Below are 21,056 nucleotides of genomic sequence, written 5' to 3' on the forward strand. Positions count from 1 at the left end.
AATTCGACGGCGTTGGGAGGCGTGGTGAGTGTTGCTGTGAATGCCTCGGCTAGGTCAGAAACCATCCGGCAAGAGGTCGCCGATCTGCTCGGTATCACCGCAGGCGATATCGACCCCGATCTCGATCTCGTCAGCCAGGGCCTGGACTCGATCCGGATGATGTCACTGGCCGGAAAATGGCGGAAAAAAGGCCTGGACATCGATTTCGCGTCCCTGGTGGCACAGCCTTCGGTGCGGGCCTGGGCGGAACTGCTGGGCGGCGGGGATATCGCGGCGGAAGCCGAACAGCCTGAGATCCAGGACGATTCGCACGCCGGCGAACCGTTCCCGCTGGCCTCCATGCAGCACGCCATGTGGATCGGCCGAGAGGACGATCAGCAACTCGGCGGCGTCGCCGGTCACCTCTACGTCGAATTCGACGGTGCAGCAGTCGATAACGATCAGCTGCGCCGTGCGGCCACCAAGCTCGCCGAGCGTCATCCGATGCTGCGCGTTCAGTTCCTGCCCGACGGCACTCAGCGCATCGGTGAAGCGCCGCAGCCCTTTCCGGTGGACCTGGTCGACCTGCGCGCCGCCGACGAGGCAGAGGTGCACGCTCGGCTGGCCGACATCCGGCGCGCCAAATCGCACCAGCAGCTCGAGCACGGGGTTTTCGAACTCGCGCTGACCCTGCTACCCGGCGGCCGTTGCCGCCTGCACGTGGATCTGGACATGCAGGCCGCCGACGCGATGAGCTACCGCACCCTGATGGCCGATCTGACCCGGCTCTACCACGGCGCCGACCTCGCCCCGCTCGGTTACACCTACCGGCAGTACCGGCTCGCCGCGGCGGAGCTGCCGGTCGCCGAAGCCGACCGGCAGTGGTGGGCCGAGCGGATCCCGGAGCTGCCCGATCCGCCGCGCCTGCCGCTGGTCCCGGCGGCCGAGCAGGCCGACCCGCGCCACACCACGCGCCGCCATCGTTGGCTGGACCCGCAGACCCGCGATGCCCTCTTCGGGGCCGCCCGCCGCCGCGGCGTCACGCCGGCGATGGCCCTGGCCGCCTCGTTCTCCGATGCGCTGGCCGGCTGGTCGGCCGAACCGCGCTTCCTGCTCAACGTCCCGATGTTCGGCCGCGAACAGCACCACGCGGATGTGGATTCACTGGTCGGCGATTTCACCTCGTCGCTGCTGCTGGACATCGACCTGACCGGTGCCGACACCGCCACCGCGCGCGCCCGCGCGGTCCAGGACGTGTTCCGCCACGCGGCCGCGCACGCCGCCTACCCGGGCCTGTCCGTCCTGCGCGACCTCAGCCGGCACCGCGGCACCCAGGTGCTGGCCCCGGTGGTGTACACCAGCGCGCTCGGCCTGGGGGAACTGTTCGCCGCCGAGGTCACCGACACGTTCGGCACACCGGTGTGGATCAACTCGCAGGGACCGCAGGTGCTGCTCGACGCTCAGGTCACCGAATTCGACGGTGGTGTCCTGGTGAACTGGGACGTCCGCGAGGACGCCTTCCCGGCCGGGGTGGTCGACGCGATGTTCGACCGGCACATCGCCGAACTGCTGCGGCTGGCCGCCGAGGACACCGCCTGGGAGACCGTCCGCCCCCCGCTGATCAACGACGGGCAGCGCGCGGTGCGTGACCGGCGGGGCGCCACCACTGCCGATCCCGGTGGGCAGCCACTGCACGCCGGTTTCTTCGCATCCGCGGCCGCCCGCCCGGACGCGACCGCAGTCATCGGCTCGGCCGGTGAGCTGACCTACGCCGAACTGCGCGAGCAGGTGCTCGCCGTCGCCGCCGCCCTGCACACGGCGGGGATCACACCGGGCGACACCGTCGCCGTGCTCGGCCCCAAAGGCGCCGACCAGATCACCGCGCTGCTCGGTATCCTGGCCGCCGGCGCGATCTATCTGCCCATCGGCGCGGACCAGCCGAACGAACGGGCCGCACGCATCCTGCGCGCCGGGGGTGTGCGGATGGCCTTGGTGTGCGGTGATCAGCAGCCCAGCTGGCTGCCCGCCCTGACCATCGCCGAGGCACTGCGGGTCGGCAGGCGGGTCCCGGACTTCACCCCGGTGCTCACCGACCCGCACGAGGCGGCCTACGTGCTGTTCACCTCCGGCTCGACCGGCGAACCCAAGGGCGTCGAGGTCACCCACGACGCGGCGATGAACACCGCCGAATTCCTCTACGGGCACTTCGAGATCGGCCCGGACGACCGCTGTCTGGCGCTGATGACACTGGAGTGCGATCTGTCGGTGCTCGACGTGTTCGCCACCCTGGCCACCGGCGGTGCGATCGTCGCGATCGATGAGGATGATCGGCGTAACCCCGACACCTGGGCGCGGTTGATCCACGAGCACCGGGTGACCGTGCTGAACTTCCTGCCCGGCAGTCTGGAGATGCTCGTCGAGGTGGGCGAGCACCGGCTTTCCTCGGTCAGGGTCGTCCTGACCGGCGGGGACTGGGTACGCACCGCCATGGTGCGCCGGCTGCAGGCCCAGGCCCCCGGTGTCCGGGTGGCGGGACTGGGCGGAGCTACCGAGACCGCGATCCACGCCACCATCCACGAGGCCGCGGCGGACCTGCCCGCGCACTGGGCGGCGTTGCCCTATGGTGTGCCGTTCACCAACAATGCTGCCCGCGTGGTGAATTCGTTCGGTGCCGACTGCCCGGACTGGGTGCCCGGCGAGCTGTGGATCGGCGGGCGCGGTATCGCGACCGGGTACCGCGGCATGCCGGAGCTGACCGCGGAACGTTTCGTCGAGCATGACGGCCGGCGCTGGTACCGCACCGGGGACCTGGCGCGCTACTGGCCCGACGGCACCCTGGAGTTCGTCGGCCGCGCCGATCACCGGGTGAAGATCAGCGGCTACCGCATCGAACTCGGTGATGTGGAGGCGGCGCTGCAGCGGGTCCCCGGGGTGCGCGCCGCGGTCGCCGGTATCGTGCCCGCGGTCGGTGCCCGGCACCACGACGTGCTGGCCGCGCTGGTCAGCACCGAGGATTCCGGAGTCGATGTGCGGCAGATCACCGAGGCTGTCGCCGAACTCGTTCCGCCGCACATGATCCCGCGTCACATCGAGCTGGTCGACCGTATTCCGTTCACCCTCGCCGGCAAGACCGACCGGCGGGCCGCGGCCCGCACGCTGACCGAAGTGTTCGGCGACGGGCCCGACGCGGACCGCCGAATGCCGTCCACGCCCGTGCAGCGGGCATTGGCGGCCATCATCGGGGACCTGCTCGGCGCCCCCGACCTCGGTGTCGACGACGACTTCTTCGCCCTCGGTGGGGATTCGGTGCTGGCCACCACCGCCGTCGCGCGGATCAGGGACTGGCTGGACACCCCGACGGTGATGGTGCCCGACGTCTTCGCCACCCGCACCGTCGGAGCGCTGGCAGCACGGCTGGCCGGCCGGGAGGCCGGCAGTGACCGGCTCGACCAGGTCGCCGAGCTCTACCTGGAGGTGGCGGACATGGACGACGCGGATGTGGTGAACGCCCTCGACGCTGCCGCAACCTCGTGACCGCCGCGGATCTCACGTTCGCGCCGTGGGTCAAGCGATACTCGGCGCCAGGGGCACCCGTTCTGGTGTTCCCGCACGCCGGGGGTGCCGCGCTGGCCTACCGGGCGATGGGCACCGCATTGGCCGAGTCCGGTGCCGACGCCTACGTCATGCAGTACCCGCAGCGCGGTGACCGGCTCACCCATCCGGCACCGGCCACCGTGGCCGAGCTCGCCGCGGACCTTTTCGACGGCGGCAGCTGGGACCGGCTCGCGCCGCTGCGGCTGTTCGGGCATTGCATGGGTGCGGTGGTGGCGTTCGAATTCGCCAGGGTGGCCCAGCAGCGCGGGGCGGAGGTGAGCGCCGTGTGGGTCTCGGCCAGCGAGGCACCGTCGGCAGTCGCGGCCTCCCCGGCATTACCGATGACGCAAGCGGAGATCATCGCCGAGATGGTCGACCTCGGCGGCACCGACCCGCAGCTGCTCGAGGACGAGGACTTCGTGGAGCTGCTGCTCATGGCGGTGCGCGCCGACTATGCGGCGTTCAACCGGTACAGCTGCGCCGACGAGGTGCGCATCGGCGCCGACATCCACACCCTCGGTGGCAGCCGGGATCACCGGATCAGCGAGAACATGTTGCGCCGCTGGAAGTCTCACACCACCGGCGCCTTCACCTGCTCGATCTTCGACGGCGGGCATTTCTACCTCAACGAGCACACCGCGGATGTGGCGGAGCTGATCAATGAGCTCTGATTCACCTCCCGATCCCGCCGACCCGGTGGTGATCGTCGGGATGGCGGTCGAGGCGCCCGGCGGTGTGGACACCGCCGAAGGCTTCTGGGATCTGCTGGCCGAGCAGCGGGAAGCGCTGGGACACTTTCCCACCGACCGCGGCTGGGCGATCTCCGAACTTCTGGACGGGTCCCGGCGTGACGGGTTCAAGACCATCCACGATCTCGGCGGGTTTCTCACCGGCGCAGGCAGTTTCGACCCGGCCTTCTTCGGCATCTCGCCACGCGAAGCCGTGGCGATGGACCCGCAGCAACGCGTCGCGCTGCGACTGGCCTGGCGTGCGATCGAAGACGCCGGGATCAACCCCGATGATCTCGCCGGCCACGACGTGGGTTGCTACCTCGGCGCTTCGGCGCTCGAGTACGGACCTGCACTGTCCGAATTCTCCTCGCACAGTGGCCATCTCATCACCGGAACGTCACTGGGGGTGATCTCCGGTCGGATCGCCTACACCCTCGACCTGGCTGGTCCGGCGCTGACCGTCGACACCTCCTGCTCGTCGGCGCTGGCCGCTTTCCACACCGCCGTGGCGGCCCTGCGGGCCGGCGATTGCGATATGGCCCTGGCCGGCGGGGTCTGCGTGATGGGCACCCCGGGCTACTTCGTCGAATTCTCCACACAACACGCACTGTCCGACGACGGGCACTGCCGGCCCTACAGCGCCCACGCGAGCGGCACGGTATGGGCCGAAGGCGCGGCGATCTTCCTGTTGCAGAACAAGTCCGCCGCGATCCGCGCCGGCAGGCAGGTACTGGCGGAGGTGCGCGCCACCGCCGTCAACTCCGACGGCCGCACCGTCGGACTCACCGCACCCAGCGGCACCGCCCAGCAGAGGTTGTTCCGTCGCGCCCTCGCCGCAGCCGGGGTGACCCCCGAAGACGTCGGCATGATCGAAGGCCACGGCACCGCCACCCGGCTCGGTGACCGCACCGAACTCCAGGCGTTGGCGCAGACCTATGGCGCCACCGCACCTGGCGCCGGTGCGCTGCTCGGGTCGGTCAAATCCAACCTCGGTCACACCCAGGCGGCCGCCGGGGCGCTCGGACTGGCCAAGGTGATCATCTCGGCGGAGCACGGCTCGGTGCCGGCCAGCCTGCACACCGACGAGCCCAGCCGGGAGATCGACTGGGAGTCCCACGGTCTGCGGTTGGCCACCAAGCAGACGCCCTGGCCCGCCAAGGGCGGCGAACGGGTCGGTGCGGTGTCGGCGTTCGGTATGAGCGGAACCAACACCCACGTCGTCGTGGCCGTCCCGGACGGCGGGGAGGCCCGTGATGTACCTGCCTGACGGACGGGTGCCCGTGCTGCTGACCGCGCACGCCGAGGACCTGATCGCGCAGGACGCCGCCGCGATCCTGCACTACCTGGAACGCCGGCCCACCGGCATCGACGTCGCCGCGGTGGCCGCGGCGACGCTGCGCACCCGCCGGATACGCAAGCACCGCGTGGTGATCCGGGCCGCCGCGCTCGGCGAGCTGAAGGACGCACTGCGTGCCGTCGCCGCGGGGGAGGAGCACCCGCTGGCGGTGGGCTCGGCACGCTCGGCGAGCCGTATCGCCTTCGTCTTCCCCGGTCAGGGCAGCCAGTGGCCGTCGATGGGGATCGAGGCCTACGACCGTCTGCCCGAGTACCGCGCCGAGGTCGACCGCTGCGCCGCGGTGTTCACCGCCGCGGGGCACGCGTCACCACTGGACTACCTGAGGGCCGAACCCGATGTGCCGACCAACGATTTCACCCAGGTGCAGATCCAGGGCGCGCAGTTCGTGCACGGGGTGGCCTTGGCCCGGGTGTGGCGGTCGTGCGGAGTGCTGCCCGATATCACCGTCGGGCACAGTCTCGGCGAGATCGGCGCGGCCTATATCGCCGGCACCATCACCCTCACCGAAGCCGTCGGTATTGTCGCGGCCCGCGCCACCCTGCTGGACGGACTGACCGGGCCGTACCGGGTCGCGGTCCTCGGGCTCGGCCCGGACGCGGCGCACGAGGTCATCGCCGGGGCTGACGGTTGGGCCGAGGTGTCGGTCGTCAACTCGAAATCCTCGGTGGCGGTGTCCGGGGACACCGAGACGATCGCCGCGCTGGTGCGTGCCACCGCAGACCGCGGCGCCTTCGCCCGCGAGATCGAGATGTGGTTCCCCGCGCACACCACCAAACTCGACCCGCTGCGCGCCGAGCTCGAATCACTGTTACCCGCAGGCGAGTTCACCGAGTCACCCGTGCGGTTCATCGGGTCGGCCACCGCCTCGGCGGTCGCGGCCGGCACCGACTTCGCCGACTACTGGTACACCAACCTGCGCAGCACCGTCCGCTTCGACCGCGCCGTCGCGACCGCGGTCGAGTACGGCGCCCGCGTCTTCGTCGAACTCTCCGCCCATCCGGCACTGCTGTACGCGCTCGGGGATACCCTCGATGACGAGGAGGGAGCCATCGAGCCGGCCGAGGTGCTCGCCGTCGGGTCCGGGCGCCGCGACGAACCGATCGCCGATCGGCTGGCCGCCAACATCGCCGCGGTGGCCGTCACCGACCCGGGCTACCGCTGGGCCGACCTCATCGACGCGGCACCCGAACCGCTGCGGAACTTCCCGTTCGCCCCGATGCGGTCCGAACACCTCTGGGCCGCACCGGCACCCCTGCCGCCGGTCGCGGGAATCAGCGTGGCCGTCGAACACTGGCAGCCGCATCTCCCTGCTGTCTCCGCCGGCACCCGGCGAGCCGCGGTGATCGACCTCGGCAGCGGTCTCGGCGCGGCCGTGGCCGACCGCTTCGATGTGGTGGCCCCGGCCGACGCCGACCTGCTCATCGTGGTGGCCCCCGCCCTGGACGGCCCGGACGTCGTCACCGCCGCCGAGGCGCTGGCCGCACAGATCGAGTCCGGTCTGCTGGGCTACGCCGATACGCCCGGCGATACCGATCGCGACGTCTGGCTGGTCACCGTGGGCGGGGAGCAGGTGCGGCCCACCGACCCGGCCCCTCGGCCCGCACAGGCCGCGCTCGGCGCCATGCACCGCAGCCTGGGACTGGAATTCCCCGAGCACCGGTTCGGGCATCTCGATCTGCAAGCGCGCACGTTGGATACGGCCGCGGTGGCCGTACTCGCCGGATCGACAGGCGAATTCGCCACCCGGGACGGCGCGGTCTACCGGCGCACCACCCGCGACGAGCAGATCGACACACCGGCGTGGACCGCGGATTCCGGGGTGCTGGACGAAGTGGTCATCACCGGTGGCAGCGGGGTCGTCGGGCTGCACCTGGCCCGCTGTCTCGCCGCGCAGGGCGCCCGCCGGATCGTGCTGCTGAGCCGCAGCGGGGTCGATCCCGCACACCTTGCCGAACTGAACGCAGAGGTGATCGCGCCCCGCTGTGACATCACCGACCCGGCCGCCCTGGCCGCTGCGATCGCCGAAACGGGCTCGGTCGCAGCATCCTTGGTGATCCACGCCGCGGGCTCGGCCACCATCGCCGAACACGGCCGGCTCAGCGGGGCGGCATTCGCGAATACCATGTCGGCGAAGGTCGGCGGATTCGACCGTCTCGCCGCGACCTGGCCACTCCGGTCGGATGCTCGAATCCTGTTGTGCTCCTCGGTATCCGGGATGTGGGGCGGCATCGGGCACATTGCGTACGCCGCCGCCAACCGGCTGCTCGACGTGGCGGCCGCCCAGCACCGGGCGCAGGGCCGCCGGTGCACGGCCGTGCGCTGGGGACTGTGGCCCGGCAACGGGATCATCGACGAGTCCGAGAGCGCCCGGGTGCAGCGCTCGGGCCTGCAACCGATGCGCCCGGACCGGGCCGCCGAGGTCTGCCTCCGGGACTGGTCAGGTGACCCACTGGTGTTCACCGTCGACCGAGACCGGTTGCGCACCTTCCTCGGCGAAGCGGACGAACCCGCCGCCACCGCCGCCACCCCGGCGGTCCCCGCGGCCGCCCCGCCGGCAGGCCCGGCCGATGCCGTGCGCAGCGCGCTCGGTGCGGTGCTGAAGGTGGCCGACACCGCATCCCTGGATCTGGCCGAGTCGCTGCTGGACCTGGGCGTGGATTCGCTGCTGGCCCTGGACCTCCGCAAAAAGCTCACCGCGGCCACCGGGCACAAGGTGCCGCTGGCCAAGATCCTCGGCGGTATCACCGGAGCCGAGCTGATCGAGCACCTCGAGACGACTGACAAAGAAAGCACCCACGCGTGACTGATATCGCAGATGCCACCACCACCGCCGCCGGCCGGGACGCCCGCCTGGAGCTGATGCGGCGCAAGCTCGCCGAACGCGGGCTGGCCTCGGCAGAAGCCGTCGACGCCGCACCGCCGGCCGGGTTGTCCGACGGGCAACTGCGCATGTGGTTCGTGCACAACGTGGACCCCACCGGTGTGCTGCTCAACGTCTGCGTCTCCTACCGGCTCACCGGTGCGCTGGATCCCGAGCGCCTGCACGGCGCCGTCGATGCCGTGGGCCGCCGGCACCCGATCCTGCGCACCACCTATACCGCCGACGAGACCGGGACGCCGCAGCCGGTGCTGCACGACGACCTGCGGCCCGGCTGGGCCTTCCACGACGTGTCCGACAAATCCGAACGGGCCCGCGCGCTGCGGCTGGAGGTGCTGGCACAGCGGGAGTTCGGCGCCCCGTTCGATCTCGCCGCCGACTCGCCGCTGCGGATCACGTTGGTGCGCCTCGGCGCCGACGAGTTCGTCATGCTGCTGGTGGCCCATCACATCGCCTGGGACGACGGTTCGTGGCGGGTGTTCTTCGACGACCTGACCCGCGCCTACGCGGGCGCCGACCTCGGCCCCACCCCGCGTACGCCCGTGCCGGCCGCCGACACCGCCGCCGAAGATCTGGCGCATTGGCGTGCGGTACTGGCCGACCCACCCGAGCCACTGGAACTGCCGGGCCCGTCCGGATCGGCGGTGCCGACCGGATTCCGCTCGCAGATCACTACGTCGGCCCTGCCCGCCGCCACCGTGGCGAAGGTGACGGCACTGGCCCGTGAGACCGGCGCCACCCCCTACATGGTGCTGCTGGCCGCCTTCGGCGCACTCCTGCACCGCTACACGCACACCGATGACTTCCTGGTCGCCAGCCCGGTGGTCAACCGCGGCACCGACGACGCGATCGGCTACTACGGCAACACCGTCGCGATGCGGCTGCGCCCGACGGGCACCCAGGGCTTCCGCGACCTCGTCACCGCCACCCGGGACACCGCAGTCGCGGCGTTCGCCCACCAGCGGATCAACCTCGACCGGGTGGTCGCCGAACTCAACCCGGACCGGCGTCACGGCGCCGAGCGGATGACACGGGTCAGCTTCGGCTTCCGTGAACCCGACGGCGGCGGCTTCCGGGCCGACGGCCTCACCTGCGCCCGTGCCGAGCTGCGCAGCCACGTCGGCCAGCTGCCGTTGGGCTTCATGGTCGAGTGGAACGCCGACGGCGTCACCGTCGAGGCCGAGTACCTCACCGAGATCATCGATGCCGACCTCGCCGCGAAGATGCTCGCCCACTTCGCTGTCCTGCTGGACAACGCGCTGGACCAGCCCGACGTGGCACTGCAGCGCCTCGTGTTGTTCTCCGCCGACGACGCAGCCTGGCTGCACGCCGTCTCCCACGGCGAGCAGTTCGACACTCCGGCAACCACATTGACCGCACTCGTCGGCGATCAGGTCGTCCGCACTCCCGATGCCACCGCCGTCGTCTACGAGGGCCGCCACTACAGCTACCGCGAGCTGAACGCGGAGGCCAACCGGATCGCGCACTGGCTGATCGCCCAAGGTGTCGGTACCGAGGATCGGGTGGCCGTGCTGCTGGAGAAATCACCCGAGCTGGTGATGACCGCGCTGGGCATCGTCAAGGCGGGTGCGGTGTACCTGCCGATCGACCCCGGTTACCCCGACGACCGGCTGACCTACATCCTGTCCGATTCTGATCCGAAAGTCGTGATCCGCGAACCACTTACGGACCTGCAGGCCTATCGCACCGACGACCCGACCGACGACGACCGGGTCCGCCCGCTGCTGTCCGACAACACCGCCTACCTGATCTACACGTCGGGCTCGACCGGTCTGCCCAAGGGCGTGCCGGTGCCGCACCGGCCCATCGCCGAGTACTTCGTCTGGTTCGGTGCCGAATATCAGGTCTCCGAGGGGGACCGGCTGCTGCAGGTGGCCTCCCAGGGTTTCGACGTATCGATCGGTGAACTGTTCGGCATGCTCGCCGCCGGGGCCCGCCTGGTCATCCCGAAACCCGGTGGCCTCGGCGATATCGGGTATCTCACCGCGCTGCTGCGCGACGAGGGCATCACCTCGATGCACTTCGTCCCGTCCTTGCTGGGGCTGTTCCTGTCGCTGCCCGGTGTCAGCGAATGGCGCAGCCTGCAGCGGGTGCCCATCGGCGGCGAGGCGCTACCCGGCGAGGTCGCCGACAAGTTCCACGCCACCTTCGATGCCCTGCTGCACAACTTCTACGGCCCCACCGAGACGGTGCTCAACTGCACCCGGTTCAAGGTGGAGGGCAAACAGGGCGCCCGGATCGTGCCGATCGGCACACCCAAGATCAACACCACCATCCATCTGCTCGACGACGCGCTACAACCGGTCCCGGTCGGCGTGATCGGCGAGATCTACATCGGCGGCACGCACGTCGCACATGGTTACCACCGCAGGCACGGCCTGACCGCGGAACGCTTCGTCGCCGACCCGTTCAACCCCGGCGGCCGGATGTACCGATCCGGCGACCTGGCCCGCCGCAACGCCGACGGCGATATCGAATTCGTCGGCCGCGCCGACGAACAGGTCAAGATCCGCGGCTTCCGCATCGAACTCGGCGAGGTGGCCGCGGCCGTCTCGGTGGATCCGTCGGTCGGTCAGGCCGTCGTGGTGATGAGCGACCTGCCGACCCTGGGCCGCAGCCTGGTCGCCTATGTGACACCGGCGCACGAGGCCGAGGCGGTGCAGATCGACCGGATCCGCGCGCGGGTGGCCGCGGCGCTGCCGGAGTACATGATCCCGGCCGCCTATGTCGAGATCGGTGAGATCCCGATCACCGCGCACGGCAAGATCGACCGGAAGGCGTTGCCCGAACCCGAGATCTCGGCGGGTGTGCAGTACCGCGAGCCGGGCACGGATACCGAACGCGTCATCGCCGGCCTGTTCGCCGAACTGCTGGGCCGCGAGTCCGTCGGCGCCGACGACTCGTTCTTCGACCTCGGTGGGCATTCGCTGTTGGCCACCAAATTGGTGGCCGCCGTGCGGTCGCGGTGTCGTGTCGACATCGGTGTGCAGCAGGTCTTCGAACTGGCCACCGTCGCCGGCCTGGCCGCCCACATCGACACCGTGCGCGCCACCGGAGGGGGCAGTGACCGCCCGGCCATGGTGCCGATCGAGCGCGACGGACCGCTGCAGATGTCCGCCGCGCAGCTGCGCCAGTGGTTCCAGTTCCGGATCGACGGCCCCAACCCGGTCAACAACATCCCGTTCGCCGCGCGCCTGACCGGGCCCAGCGACGTCGAGGCGTTCGTCGCCGCGATCGGTGACGTGGTCGACCGGCACGAGATCCTGCGCACCACCTACCGTGAGATCGACGGCACGCCATACCAGGTCGTGAACCCGAGTGCGCCGGTGCTGGTGCGCCGCGCCCGCGGCGAGGACGAGCAGTGGCTGCAGCGCGAACTCGATTCCGAGCGCCGCCACTGCTTCGACCTGGAACACGACCGGCCGATCCGGGCGGCCGTGCTGAGCACGCCCGACTATCACGTGCTGTCCCTGGTGGTGCACCATATCGCCGCCGATCACTGGTCGGCCGGGGTGCTGTTCACCGATGTGCTGACCGCCTACCGCGCCCGCCGTGGTGGGGCCGCACCGCAATTCGTGCCACTGCCGGTGCAGTACGCCGACTACGCGGCGTGGCAGGCCGAGCTGCTGGCCGGCGATGAGCTTGCCGCGCAACGTGATTACTGGTTGGACCAGCTCGCCGGGCTGCCCGAGGAGAACGGGCTGCGCCCCGACTTCCCGCGCCCGCCGGTGCCGACCGGCGAGGGTGAGGCGTTGAACTTCACCATCGACGAGGACACCCGCGTTCGGCTGGCCGAGCTGACCCGCGAACTCGGCATCACCGAGTTCATGCTGCTGCAGGCCGCCGTCGCCGTCGCCCTGCACAAGGCCGGGGAGGGCACCGACATCCCGCTGGGCACCCCGGTGGCCGGCCGCACCGAACCCGAGCTGGATCAGCTCATCGGGTTCTTCATCAACATCGTCGTGCTGCGTAACGATCTGTCGGGCAACCCGACGGTGCGCGAGATGCTGCGGCGCGCCCGCGAGATGGCCCTGGGCGCCTACGCCCACCAGGACCTACCGTTCGACCGGGTGGTCGACGCGGTGAGCCCGGTGCGGTCGCTGTCGCGCAACCCGCTGTTCGGTGTCGTCGTGCACGTGCGCGAGGAGCTGCCGGCCGACCGGGTCATCGACTCAAACGAGTCGGGGGATCAGCACTGGGAGACCCGTTTCACCGCACTGGAACCCACCTTCGATGTCGCCCACGCCGACCTGTCGCTGAACTTCTTCGCCACCGCGCGCGACGGCTACCAGGGCACCGTCATCTACCGCACCGAGCTGTACCAGGCCGCCACCGCGCAGCGGCTGGTCGACTGGCTGCTGCGGGTCGTCGACGCGTTCGCCCACCATCCCGACCACACCCTGCGCGATATCGCGATCGGGGACGCCGAGGCCGTCGCCCAGTGGAGTGCCACCGCGACGCCGGAGGCCGGGCTGCCCCAGACCGCGGGAGCGGACCAGGTGTTCGTGCTCGACGACTGGCTCGCCCCGGTCGGCGTCGGGGTGATCGGCGAGGTGTACCACGCCGGCGGCGCCATCGACGAGGCGCAGCGAAATGCCATGCCTGCAGCGCAATTCCGGTATCCGGCGAACCCGTTCGCACCGGGCACCCGGCTCTACCGCACCGGAGACCGGGCGCGTTGGACCGAGGACGGCACGCTGGAGTACGTCGAGCGAGGTGACCACCGGGTACAGGCGGCGCTGGAAGCGATCGACGGGGTGGCCGCGGCGCTGACCCGACACTGGACCACCCGCGCGGGATCGGTGCTGGCCGGCTATGTGGTGCCCGCCGACCCGCAGGCCGACACCGTGGCGTTCGCCGACGCCGTCCGCGCCGCACTGCCCGAAGAGCTGGCGGGACTGCGGATCACGGTGCTCGACACGCTCGACGGCGCGACCCTGCCGCGTCCCGTGCTGACCGCGTCGGGCCCGTTCGAGCCGGCCGCCACCGATACCGAACGCACGCTGGCCGTGATGCTCACCGCGCTGCTGGGGGTCGAGGAGTTCGGCAGGCACGACGACTTCTTCACCCTCGGCGGTGACAGCATCCTCGCCGTACAGCTGGCCGCCCGCGCCCGCGACAACGGGATGGCGCTGACGGCGCGGATGGTGTTCGAGCATCCGGTGCTCGCCGAACTGGCCGCGGCCCTCGATGCCAAGGCCGGGCAGGTTCGCGCGCGGGACACCCATCACGCGCCGATGGCCGCGTCCGGTCTGTCCGCCGATGAACTGGCCGAGCTCACAGCGGGGTGGCGAGGACCGTGACCGACGCACCGGCCATCCTTGATGTGATGGCCCTCAGCCCGCTGCAGCAGGGGCTGTACTCGCTGGCCGGTCTGACCGACGGCGGAGCCGATCCGTACTTCATCGCGATGGCCGCGGATGTGGAGGGCAGCCTCGACGCGGCGCGGCTGCGGGCCTGCGCCGAAGCAATGCTGGACCGCCACCCCAATATCCGGGTGAGCTTCTTCCAGGGCACGCTGAGCAAACCGGTCGCGGTGGTACCCGCCACCTTCGAATTGCCCTGGCAGCACGTGATCGTCGATACCGACGACGAGGTGGCCGCGCTGGAGGACGAGTTCCGGCACCGACCGTTCGACCTGATTCGTGGCCCGGCGATCCGGTTCCTGCTCGCCGAGCTTCCGCATTCCCGGTGGCGGCTGGTGGTGGTCGCCCATCACATCGTCATCGACGGGTGGTCGCTACCGGTGTTCGTCGGCGAGTTGATCGGCCTGTACCGGGCCGGTGGGAACCTCGCCGCGCTGCCACCGCAGCCACGGCCTTACCGCGACTACATCGGCTGGCTGGCCGGTCGGGACACCCAGGTCAGTCGCGAACGCTGGGCCACGCACCTGGCCGGGCTGGACGGACCGACCATGCTGGCGCCCGCACTGTCCGGCCGGGAAGCTGCGGCCGGGCTGCCCCGGCGCACCGAGGTGACCCTCGATGAGGCGAGCACCGCCGAACTGCTGGACTCGGCGCGCGCCCACGGCGTCACCGTCAGCACCGTGTTCCAGATGGCTTGGGCAGCAATCCTGTCCGCCTTCACCGACCGCACCGACGTGGTGTTCGGGGTGACGGTGTCCGGCCGGCCCGACGACCTCGCCGGCGTCGAGTCCATGGTCGGGCTGTTCATCAACACCGTGCCGCTGCGGATCCGGCTGGACCCGGCACAGCGCGTCGGCCGGCAATGCCTTGCCCTGCAACGCGAGGCCGCCGACCTGCGTGACCACGGCTACCTCAGCCACGCCGAGCTGCGGGCGGCCGGCGGCATCGGCGAACTGTACGACACCCTGCTGGTCTACGAGAACTTCCCGCCCGGCGGGCTCGTCGGCAGCGGGGATATCGATCTCGGCGGCGCGGTGATCCGCCCGTCGGTGCTGGAAAGCCTGTCGCACTTCCCGATCACCATCGCCGCCCATCCCACCCATGGCCGGCTCACCGTTCTGGTCGAAACCCTGGACGGGGCACTGGGACTGATCGATCCCGAGACCCTGGGGCGCCGGGTGCTGGCCGTGGTGCGTGGTCTGCTGCAGCATTGGGAGCGCCCGCTGCGCGAGGTGGCTGTCACGTTCGACGACGAGGTCGACGCGTCGCCGGCCACGGACACCGGGGTCTATCGCGGAGGTTTTCACACCGCGTTCACCGAAGCCGCCGCAGACCGGCTGGGATCGGTCGCCCTGAGCTGGGCGGGCGGCGAGCTCACCTTCCGCGAACTCGACGAATCCGCCGACCGGCTGGCCGCCGAACTGGTGGCCCGCGGGGTGTCCGCCGAGACGCCGGTACCGATCCTGCTGCGCCGCGGACCCGATTACGTGGTGGCCATGCTGGCCGTGCTCAAGGCCGGCGGTCTGATCGTGCCGCTCGATCCCGGCATGCCCGCCGAGCGAATCCGCGAGATCATCGGCCAGACCGGTGCCACGGTGATCGTCGATGAGACGGTCATCGATGCGGTGGCCGAGCTGCCGATACCCGAGTTCGCGCCCGCACCGGTCCGGCCAGGGCAGGGCGCCTACATCGTCTTCACGTCGGGGACCACCGGAAAACCCAAGGGTGTCATCGGGACTCATGACGCCCTGCTCGCCTACGCGGCCGACCATGCCCGAAACGTGCTGCGGCCGGCCGGGCGCCGGCTGCGTATCGCGCATGCCTGGTCGTTCACGTTCGACGCGGCCTGGCAGCCGCTGGTGGCCCTGCTGTACGGCCACAGCAACCACATCGTCGGGGATGCCGTCCAGCGCGATGCCGAGGCGCTGGTGGCCGAGATCGGCCGGTTCGGTCTGGACATGATCGACACCACCCCGTCGATGTTCGGCCAGCTGCGGGCGGCGGGCCTGCTCTCGACGGTCCCGTTGACCGTGCTGGCCCTCGGCGGCGAGGCGATCGACCCGGCGGCATGGCAGGGCATCCACGCCGATTGTGCGCGCACCGGTGTGCGCGCCCACAACTGTTACGGGCCCACCGAGACGACGGTGGAGGCCGTGGTGGCGCGGATCGCCGACCACCCGGACCCTTGTATCGGCTATCCCACCGACCCGACCACCGCGCGCGTCCTGGACCGGTGGCTGCGCCCGGTGCCCGACGGCGTCGCCGGGGAGCTGTACCTGACCGGCGGGCAGCTCGCCCGCGGCTACCTGGACCGGATGGGGGAGACGGCGGGCCGGTTCGTCGCCGACCCGTTCACCCCGTCGGGCCGGATGTATCGCACCGGTGATGTGGTGCGCCGAGGGTTGTCCGGGGAACTGCAGTTCCTCGGCCGCAGCGACGACCAGGTGAAGATCCGCGGCTTCCGGGTCGAGCCCGGCGAGGTGGCCGCCGTCCTGCACCGTCACCCCGAGGTGTCACACGCGCATGTCGCGGTGCGCAGGCGTCGCACCGGCCCGCGGTTGACGGCCTATGTGGTGACGCGCCTACCGACCACGGCGCTACGCCGGGACCTCGCGGCGACGTTGCCGAGATACCTGGTCCCGCAGCAGATCATCGTCGTCGACGAGATACCCCTGACCCGGCACGGCAAGGTCGACGACGCCGCACTCGCGGCGTTCGACGGCCGGCACGACACCGCGGCGGTCACCGGCCCCGCGACCGCCACCGAGACGGCGCTGGCCGGCGTCTTCCGTGAGCTGCTGGACATCGAACACGTCGACGTCACCGCTGACTTCCTGGACCTGGGGTTGGACAGCATCGTGGCCCTTTCGGCGGTGCAGGCGGTACGGCGGCACGGAATCCCGTTGCGGGCCCGGCTGATGCTGGAATGCGCCAGCATTCGCGAACTGGCCGCGGCGCTGGACGAGGACACGCACGCAGAGGCGGTCGACCGCGAGGACACCGGCCCGATCCCGCTGCTGCCCGCCGGCCATTGGCTGCTGGCACATGGCGATTCGCGGCGGCTGGCGCAGACCGAGGCGATCCGCCTGCCCCGCGGTGTCACCCGCGCACAACTGGAGACGTTGCTGCGCACGGTGATCGACGGTCACGACGCCCTGCGCAGCAGGCTGGACCGCGACACCAGGACACTGGTCGCACATCAGGTCACCGATATCCTCGACGAGGCGGACGTCACCGGTGACCTCGCCGCCGCCGTCGGCGCCCGCACCGACGAATCCCTTCGGCGGCTGGACCCCGAACAGGGGGTGATGTTCCGCGCGGCGCTGCTCCACCACGACAGTGGCACAGATGTGCTGGTGCTGACCGCGCACGTGCTCGCGATGGATCCGGCTTCGTGGCGGATCGTCCTCGGTGAGCTGGAAACCGGTTGGCATGCGGTGAATTCCGGTCGTGCGCCGGCGCCGGTGCGGGAGCACACCTCGCTGCGGCAGTGGTCCGCAATCCTGGCCGAACGGGCCCTCAAGCTCGATACCTGCGAGTTCTGGGAGGCCCAGCTCGCCGGCGAGGACCCGGAGTTGGGCACCCGCCGGGTCTGCCCGGAGACCGACCGGGTCGCGGACGTGGTGGTCACCATGTCGTTCACCGACCCCGATGTCTCGGCCCGCGTCATGGCGGGACCGGTGCCCGAGTTGCTGGCGGCGGCCACCGCACGGACCGTCACCGCCTGGCGCCGGGCCCGCGGGCAGCGGACCCCGGCGCCGTTGCTGGCGCTGGAAAGCCACGGCCGTGCCGACGCCGTCGTCTCGGCGGGGCTGGCCGACGATGCACACCTGATCGACACCGGTGACACCGTCGGACTGCTCAGCGCGATCTACCCGGTCCGGCTCGTCGACGACGTCCTGCCGACGATCCCCGGCGACGGTATCGACTACGCGCTGCTGCGCCACCTGCGCGCAGATACCGCCGAGCGACTCGGTGCCCATCGTGATCCGCAGATACTGCTGAACTACCTGGGCCGGATCCACCACGCCGGTGGCGCACAGGCCCTCGTACCCGACCGCGCCTTACTGGCCGCACTGTCCCCGACGCCCGAACCGAATCTGGCTGTCCGCCACGAGCTCACGCTCAATGTGGCACTCATCGAGCGGAACGGGGTGCCGGTGCTGGGCAGCCAGTGGCGCACCCTGCCCGACATTCTGTCCGCCGCCGACGTCGCCACCCTGCAGGCGATGTGGCAGGACGCATTACGAGAGGTCGTCTCATGACACAGAAACTGGCCATCATCGGCGCGGGAGCCAAAGCGGTGGCCGTCGCGGCCAAGGCCGCCGAGCTGCGCGCCATGGGTGTCGACGCACCGGAGGTGATCGCGGTGGAGCGCACCGCGATCGGCGCCAACTGGCAGGCCGCCGGCGGCTGGACCGACGGTGCACACCGGCTGGGCACCGGCCCGGAGAAGGACATCGGTTTTCCGTACCAGTCCGTGCTGGTGCCGCGCCGCAACGCCGAACTCGACGAGCGGATGATGCGGCACAGCTGGCAGTCCTACCTGGTGGGGACCGGCCAGTTCGCCGAATGGGTGGACCGCGGCAGGCCCGCTCCGCCACATCGGCGGTGGAGCCAGTACCTGCAGTGGGTGGCGGAACGGGTCGGCATGTCGGTGACCCTGGGCGAGGTCACCGAGATCGGCTTGCAACAAGGCGATGCCGGGACCGGCTGGGAACTGAAGACCCACGAGAGCACCGTGACGGCCGACGCGCTGATGATCACCGGGCCCGGCCAGGCGGAACGCTCGATCCTGCCAGGCAACCCGAGAGTGCTCTCCATTGCGCAGTTCTGGCACCGCGCCGCGGCACAGGAGCTGATCGCCGCCGACCGGGTCGCCGTCATCGGCGGTGGCGAGACCGCCGGCACCATGCTCGACGAACTCTTCCGCCACCGCGTGTCGACCATCACCGTGATCTCACCGCAGGTGACGCTGTTCACCCGCGGCGAGGGCTTCTTCGAGAACACGCTGTACTCCGACCCCACCCACTGGGACGGTCTGACGCCGGCGGAGAAGCGGGATGCGATGAACCGCACCGACCGCGGGGTGTTCTCGGTGCGGGTGCAGGAGGCGCTGCTGGCCGACGACCGGATCCGGCATCTGCGCGGCCGGGTGGCCCACGCGGTGGCCCGCGATGAGCGCATCCGGCTGACCCTGCAGACCGAGCGCGGCGGCGAGCGGTTGGAGACGGTGCACGGTTTCGACCTGGTGATCGACGGGTCCGGTGCCAACGCGATGTGGTTCCAGCCGCTGCTGCGCCAGGAGGCGCTCGACACGCTCGAACTCGGTCTCGGCGGACCGCTGACCAGTGACCGCCTCCAGGAGGCCATCGGCCACGATCTGGCCGTCGACGATGTCGCGCCGAAGCTGTTCCTGCCGGGGCTCGCCGGCCTCACCCAGGGGCCGGGCTTCCCCAATCTCAGTTGCCTGGGCCGGTTGTCCGACCGCGTCCTGGGTTCACCCGCTTTCGCCACCCCCGCAAGGAGAAGTCATGAGCAGCAATCCGTTCGATGACGAGAACGGCACGTTCTACGTCCTGCGCAACGACGAGGAGCAGTACAGCCTCTGGCCGGTGTTCGCGGACGTGCCCGCCGGCTGGCACGTGGTGTTCGGGGAGAGCACCCGGGCCGACTGCGTGGCCTACGTCGAGCAGACCTGGACCGACCTGCGACCGAAGAGCCTGCGCGACGCGATGTCCTGAGCCGTCAGCGCCCGGCCACCAGATCGGCGAGGCGCGCGATCGGTGAACTCGTCTGCCGGCCACGCGCTTCGGAGGTGTCCGCCGCCCGATAGGCGGCATAGATCCCGTGCACGGCGAGATAACGCAGCGGCTCGAACTCCCAGCGGCGCGCGCGGTGGCCCACCCACGGCGCCCGGGTGAGATCGGTGGTGTGCCCCAGGACCAGATCGCGCAAGGTGCGGCCGGCGAGGTTGGTGGCGGTCACTCCGGTTCCGACGTACCCGCCGGCGAAGCCGAGGCCGGTCCGGGGGTCGTGGGTCACCGACGCGGACCAATCCCGGGGCACCCCCAGCACACCGGACCAGGCGTGGTCGATCGCGGCCGAGTGCAGGGCCGGGAAGAACCGCCGCAGCAGCGCGGTGAGACTGTCGATGGTCGCCGGCTGGGTACTGCCGTCGGTGTCCACGGCCGAGCCGTAGCGGTACGGCACGCCGCGACCACCGAGTGCGATGCGCCCGTCGGCGGTCCGCTGGGCGTACATGTACACATGCGCCATATCGCCCAGGGTGTCGTAGCCCTGCCAGTTGATCGACTCCCAGGTGGTCTCGGGCAGCGGTTCGGTGACGATCATCGAGGAGTTCATCGGTAGCCAGGTGCGGTGCTCGCCCGCCAGGTTCGCGGTGAACCCCTCGGTGGCGCGCAGGATGTGTGTTGCCCGCACGGTGCCGAAATCTGTTCTGGCACGGCCCGGTTCGATCTCGTGGACGGGCGTGTTCTCGTAGATGTCGACACCGAGGCGTTCGACGGCTTCGGTCAGCCCGCGGGCCAGTTTGGCGGGATGGACCTTGGCGCAGTGTGGGTGCCAGATACCGCCCAGGGTGCCGGCCACATTCACTCTGCTCGCTGTGTCGGATGCCGACAGCAGCGTGCTGTCGGTACCGGGCCACGCCGCCAAGGCCTCCGCCATCGATTGCAGACGCCCGAGCTGGGCCGGGGTGTAGGCGACCGTCAATTCGCCGCCCTTGCGGATATCGGCGTCGATGCCCTCGTCGACCGCGATGGTGAGCACTTCGTCGATCGTCGCGTTCAGCGCGTGCTGGTGGTCGATCGTCGGCTGCCGGCCGTAGGTCTTCGCCATCCGCTCGCGGCCGCCGGTGATCTCGTTGGTGAGCCAGCCGCCGTTGCGGCCGGATGCCCCGAAACCGGCGAACCGGGCCTCCAGGACCGCGATGCGCAGACTCGGTTCGGCTTTCTTGAGGTAGTACGCCGTCCACAACCCGGTGTATCCGGCCCCGACGATGGCGACGTCGACATCGATCGACCCGGGCAGCGTCCGGCGCGGCGCGGGCAGCCCGATCTGCTGCCACCAGAAGGAAACTCCACCATTGACGGTCACGACATCACTCC

At 70.5% G+C, this 21,056-nt stretch carries 9 protein-coding genes; 8 read left to right on the forward strand and 1 reads right to left on the reverse strand.

The window, feature by feature from the left end:
- Nucleotides 1-36: 36 nt before the first annotated feature.
- From FHU31_RS20475 to FHU31_RS20510, 8 genes are read left to right on the forward strand one after another with little or no spacing between them, the layout of a single operon-like run.
- Entirely contained in the window at nucleotides 37-3,513 is a 3,477-nt protein-coding gene (locus FHU31_RS20475; RefSeq protein ID WP_167162899.1) for a non-ribosomal peptide synthetase, read from the forward strand.
- The gene (locus FHU31_RS20480; protein ID WP_167161937.1) at nucleotides 3,510-4,244 is read left to right on the forward strand and encodes a thioesterase II family protein; all 735 of its coding nucleotides are present in this window, start codon (nucleotides 3,510-3,512) and stop codon (nucleotides 4,242-4,244) included. The genes FHU31_RS20475 and FHU31_RS20480 overlap by 4 nt, the downstream gene beginning before the upstream one ends.
- Entirely contained in the window at nucleotides 4,234-5,571 is a 1,338-nt protein-coding gene (locus FHU31_RS20485) for a beta-ketoacyl [acyl carrier protein] synthase domain-containing protein (protein ID WP_167161954.1), read from the forward strand. Before FHU31_RS20480 ends, FHU31_RS20485 begins: the two co-directional genes overlap by 11 nt.
- A complete protein-coding gene (gene mbtD, locus FHU31_RS20490) occupies nucleotides 5,558-8,464 on the forward strand; it encodes a mycobactin polyketide synthase MbtD (protein WP_167161956.1) in 2,907 nt (968 codons plus the stop codon). Before FHU31_RS20485 ends, mbtD begins: the two co-directional genes overlap by 14 nt.
- Nucleotides 8,461-13,863 carry a non-ribosomal peptide synthetase gene (locus tag FHU31_RS20495; RefSeq protein ID WP_409371162.1) on the forward strand — a complete coding sequence of 1,801 codons (5,403 nt, stop codon included), beginning with the start codon at nucleotides 8,461-8,463 and terminating at the stop codon, nucleotides 13,861-13,863. The genes mbtD and FHU31_RS20495 overlap by 4 nt, the downstream gene beginning before the upstream one ends.
- Before the next feature lie 26 nt (nucleotides 13,864-13,889).
- On the forward strand, nucleotides 13,890-18,191 hold the full coding sequence (locus FHU31_RS20500) for a non-ribosomal peptide synthetase (RefSeq protein WP_167162903.1): 4,302 nt from the start codon (nucleotides 13,890-13,892) through the stop codon (nucleotides 18,189-18,191).
- Nucleotides 18,188-19,483 carry an NADPH-dependent L-lysine N(6)-monooxygenase MbtG gene (mbtG, locus tag FHU31_RS20505; RefSeq protein ID WP_167161958.1) on the forward strand — a complete coding sequence of 432 codons (1,296 nt, stop codon included), beginning with the start codon at nucleotides 18,188-18,190 and terminating at the stop codon, nucleotides 19,481-19,483. The genes FHU31_RS20500 and mbtG overlap by 4 nt, the downstream gene beginning before the upstream one ends.
- Nucleotides 19,461-19,670, forward strand: a complete 210-nt coding sequence (locus tag FHU31_RS20510; protein ID WP_167161960.1) for an MbtH family protein — start codon at nucleotides 19,461-19,463, stop codon at nucleotides 19,668-19,670. Before mbtG ends, FHU31_RS20510 begins: the two co-directional genes overlap by 23 nt.
- Before the next feature lie 4 nt (nucleotides 19,671-19,674).
- Here the strand turns inward: FHU31_RS20510 and FHU31_RS20515 are convergent, their stop codons facing one another.
- Nucleotides 19,675-21,045 (reverse strand): NAD(P)/FAD-dependent oxidoreductase, encoded by a 1,371-nt coding sequence (locus FHU31_RS20515; RefSeq protein WP_308206694.1) that lies wholly within the window; start codon nucleotides 21,043-21,045, stop codon nucleotides 19,675-19,677.
- Nucleotides 21,046-21,056: the final 11 nt, after the last annotated feature.

The organism is Mycolicibacterium fluoranthenivorans (genome assembly GCF_011758805.1).
Taxonomy (GTDB): Bacteria; Actinomycetota; Actinomycetes; order Mycobacteriales; family Mycobacteriaceae; genus Mycobacterium; species Mycobacterium fluoranthenivorans.

Excerpts from the sequence above, each read along its gene's own strand:
- FHU31_RS20485 (WP_167161954.1), top strand. The coding sequence starts at position 4,234 with ATGAGCTCTGATTCACCTCCCGATCCCGCCGACCCGGTGGTGATCGTC.
- mbtD (WP_167161956.1), top strand. The coding sequence starts at position 5,558 with ATGTACCTGCCTGACGGACGGGTGCCCGTGCTGCTGACCGCGCACGCC.
- FHU31_RS20500 (WP_167162903.1), top strand. The coding sequence starts at position 13,890 with ATGGCCCTCAGCCCGCTGCAGCAGGGGCTGTACTCGCTGGCCGGTCTG.
- mbtG (WP_167161958.1), top strand. The coding sequence starts at position 18,188 with ATGACACAGAAACTGGCCATCATCGGCGCGGGAGCCAAAGCGGTGGCC.
- FHU31_RS20510 (WP_167161960.1), top strand. The coding sequence starts at position 19,461 with ATGAGCAGCAATCCGTTCGATGACGAGAACGGCACGTTCTACGTCCTG.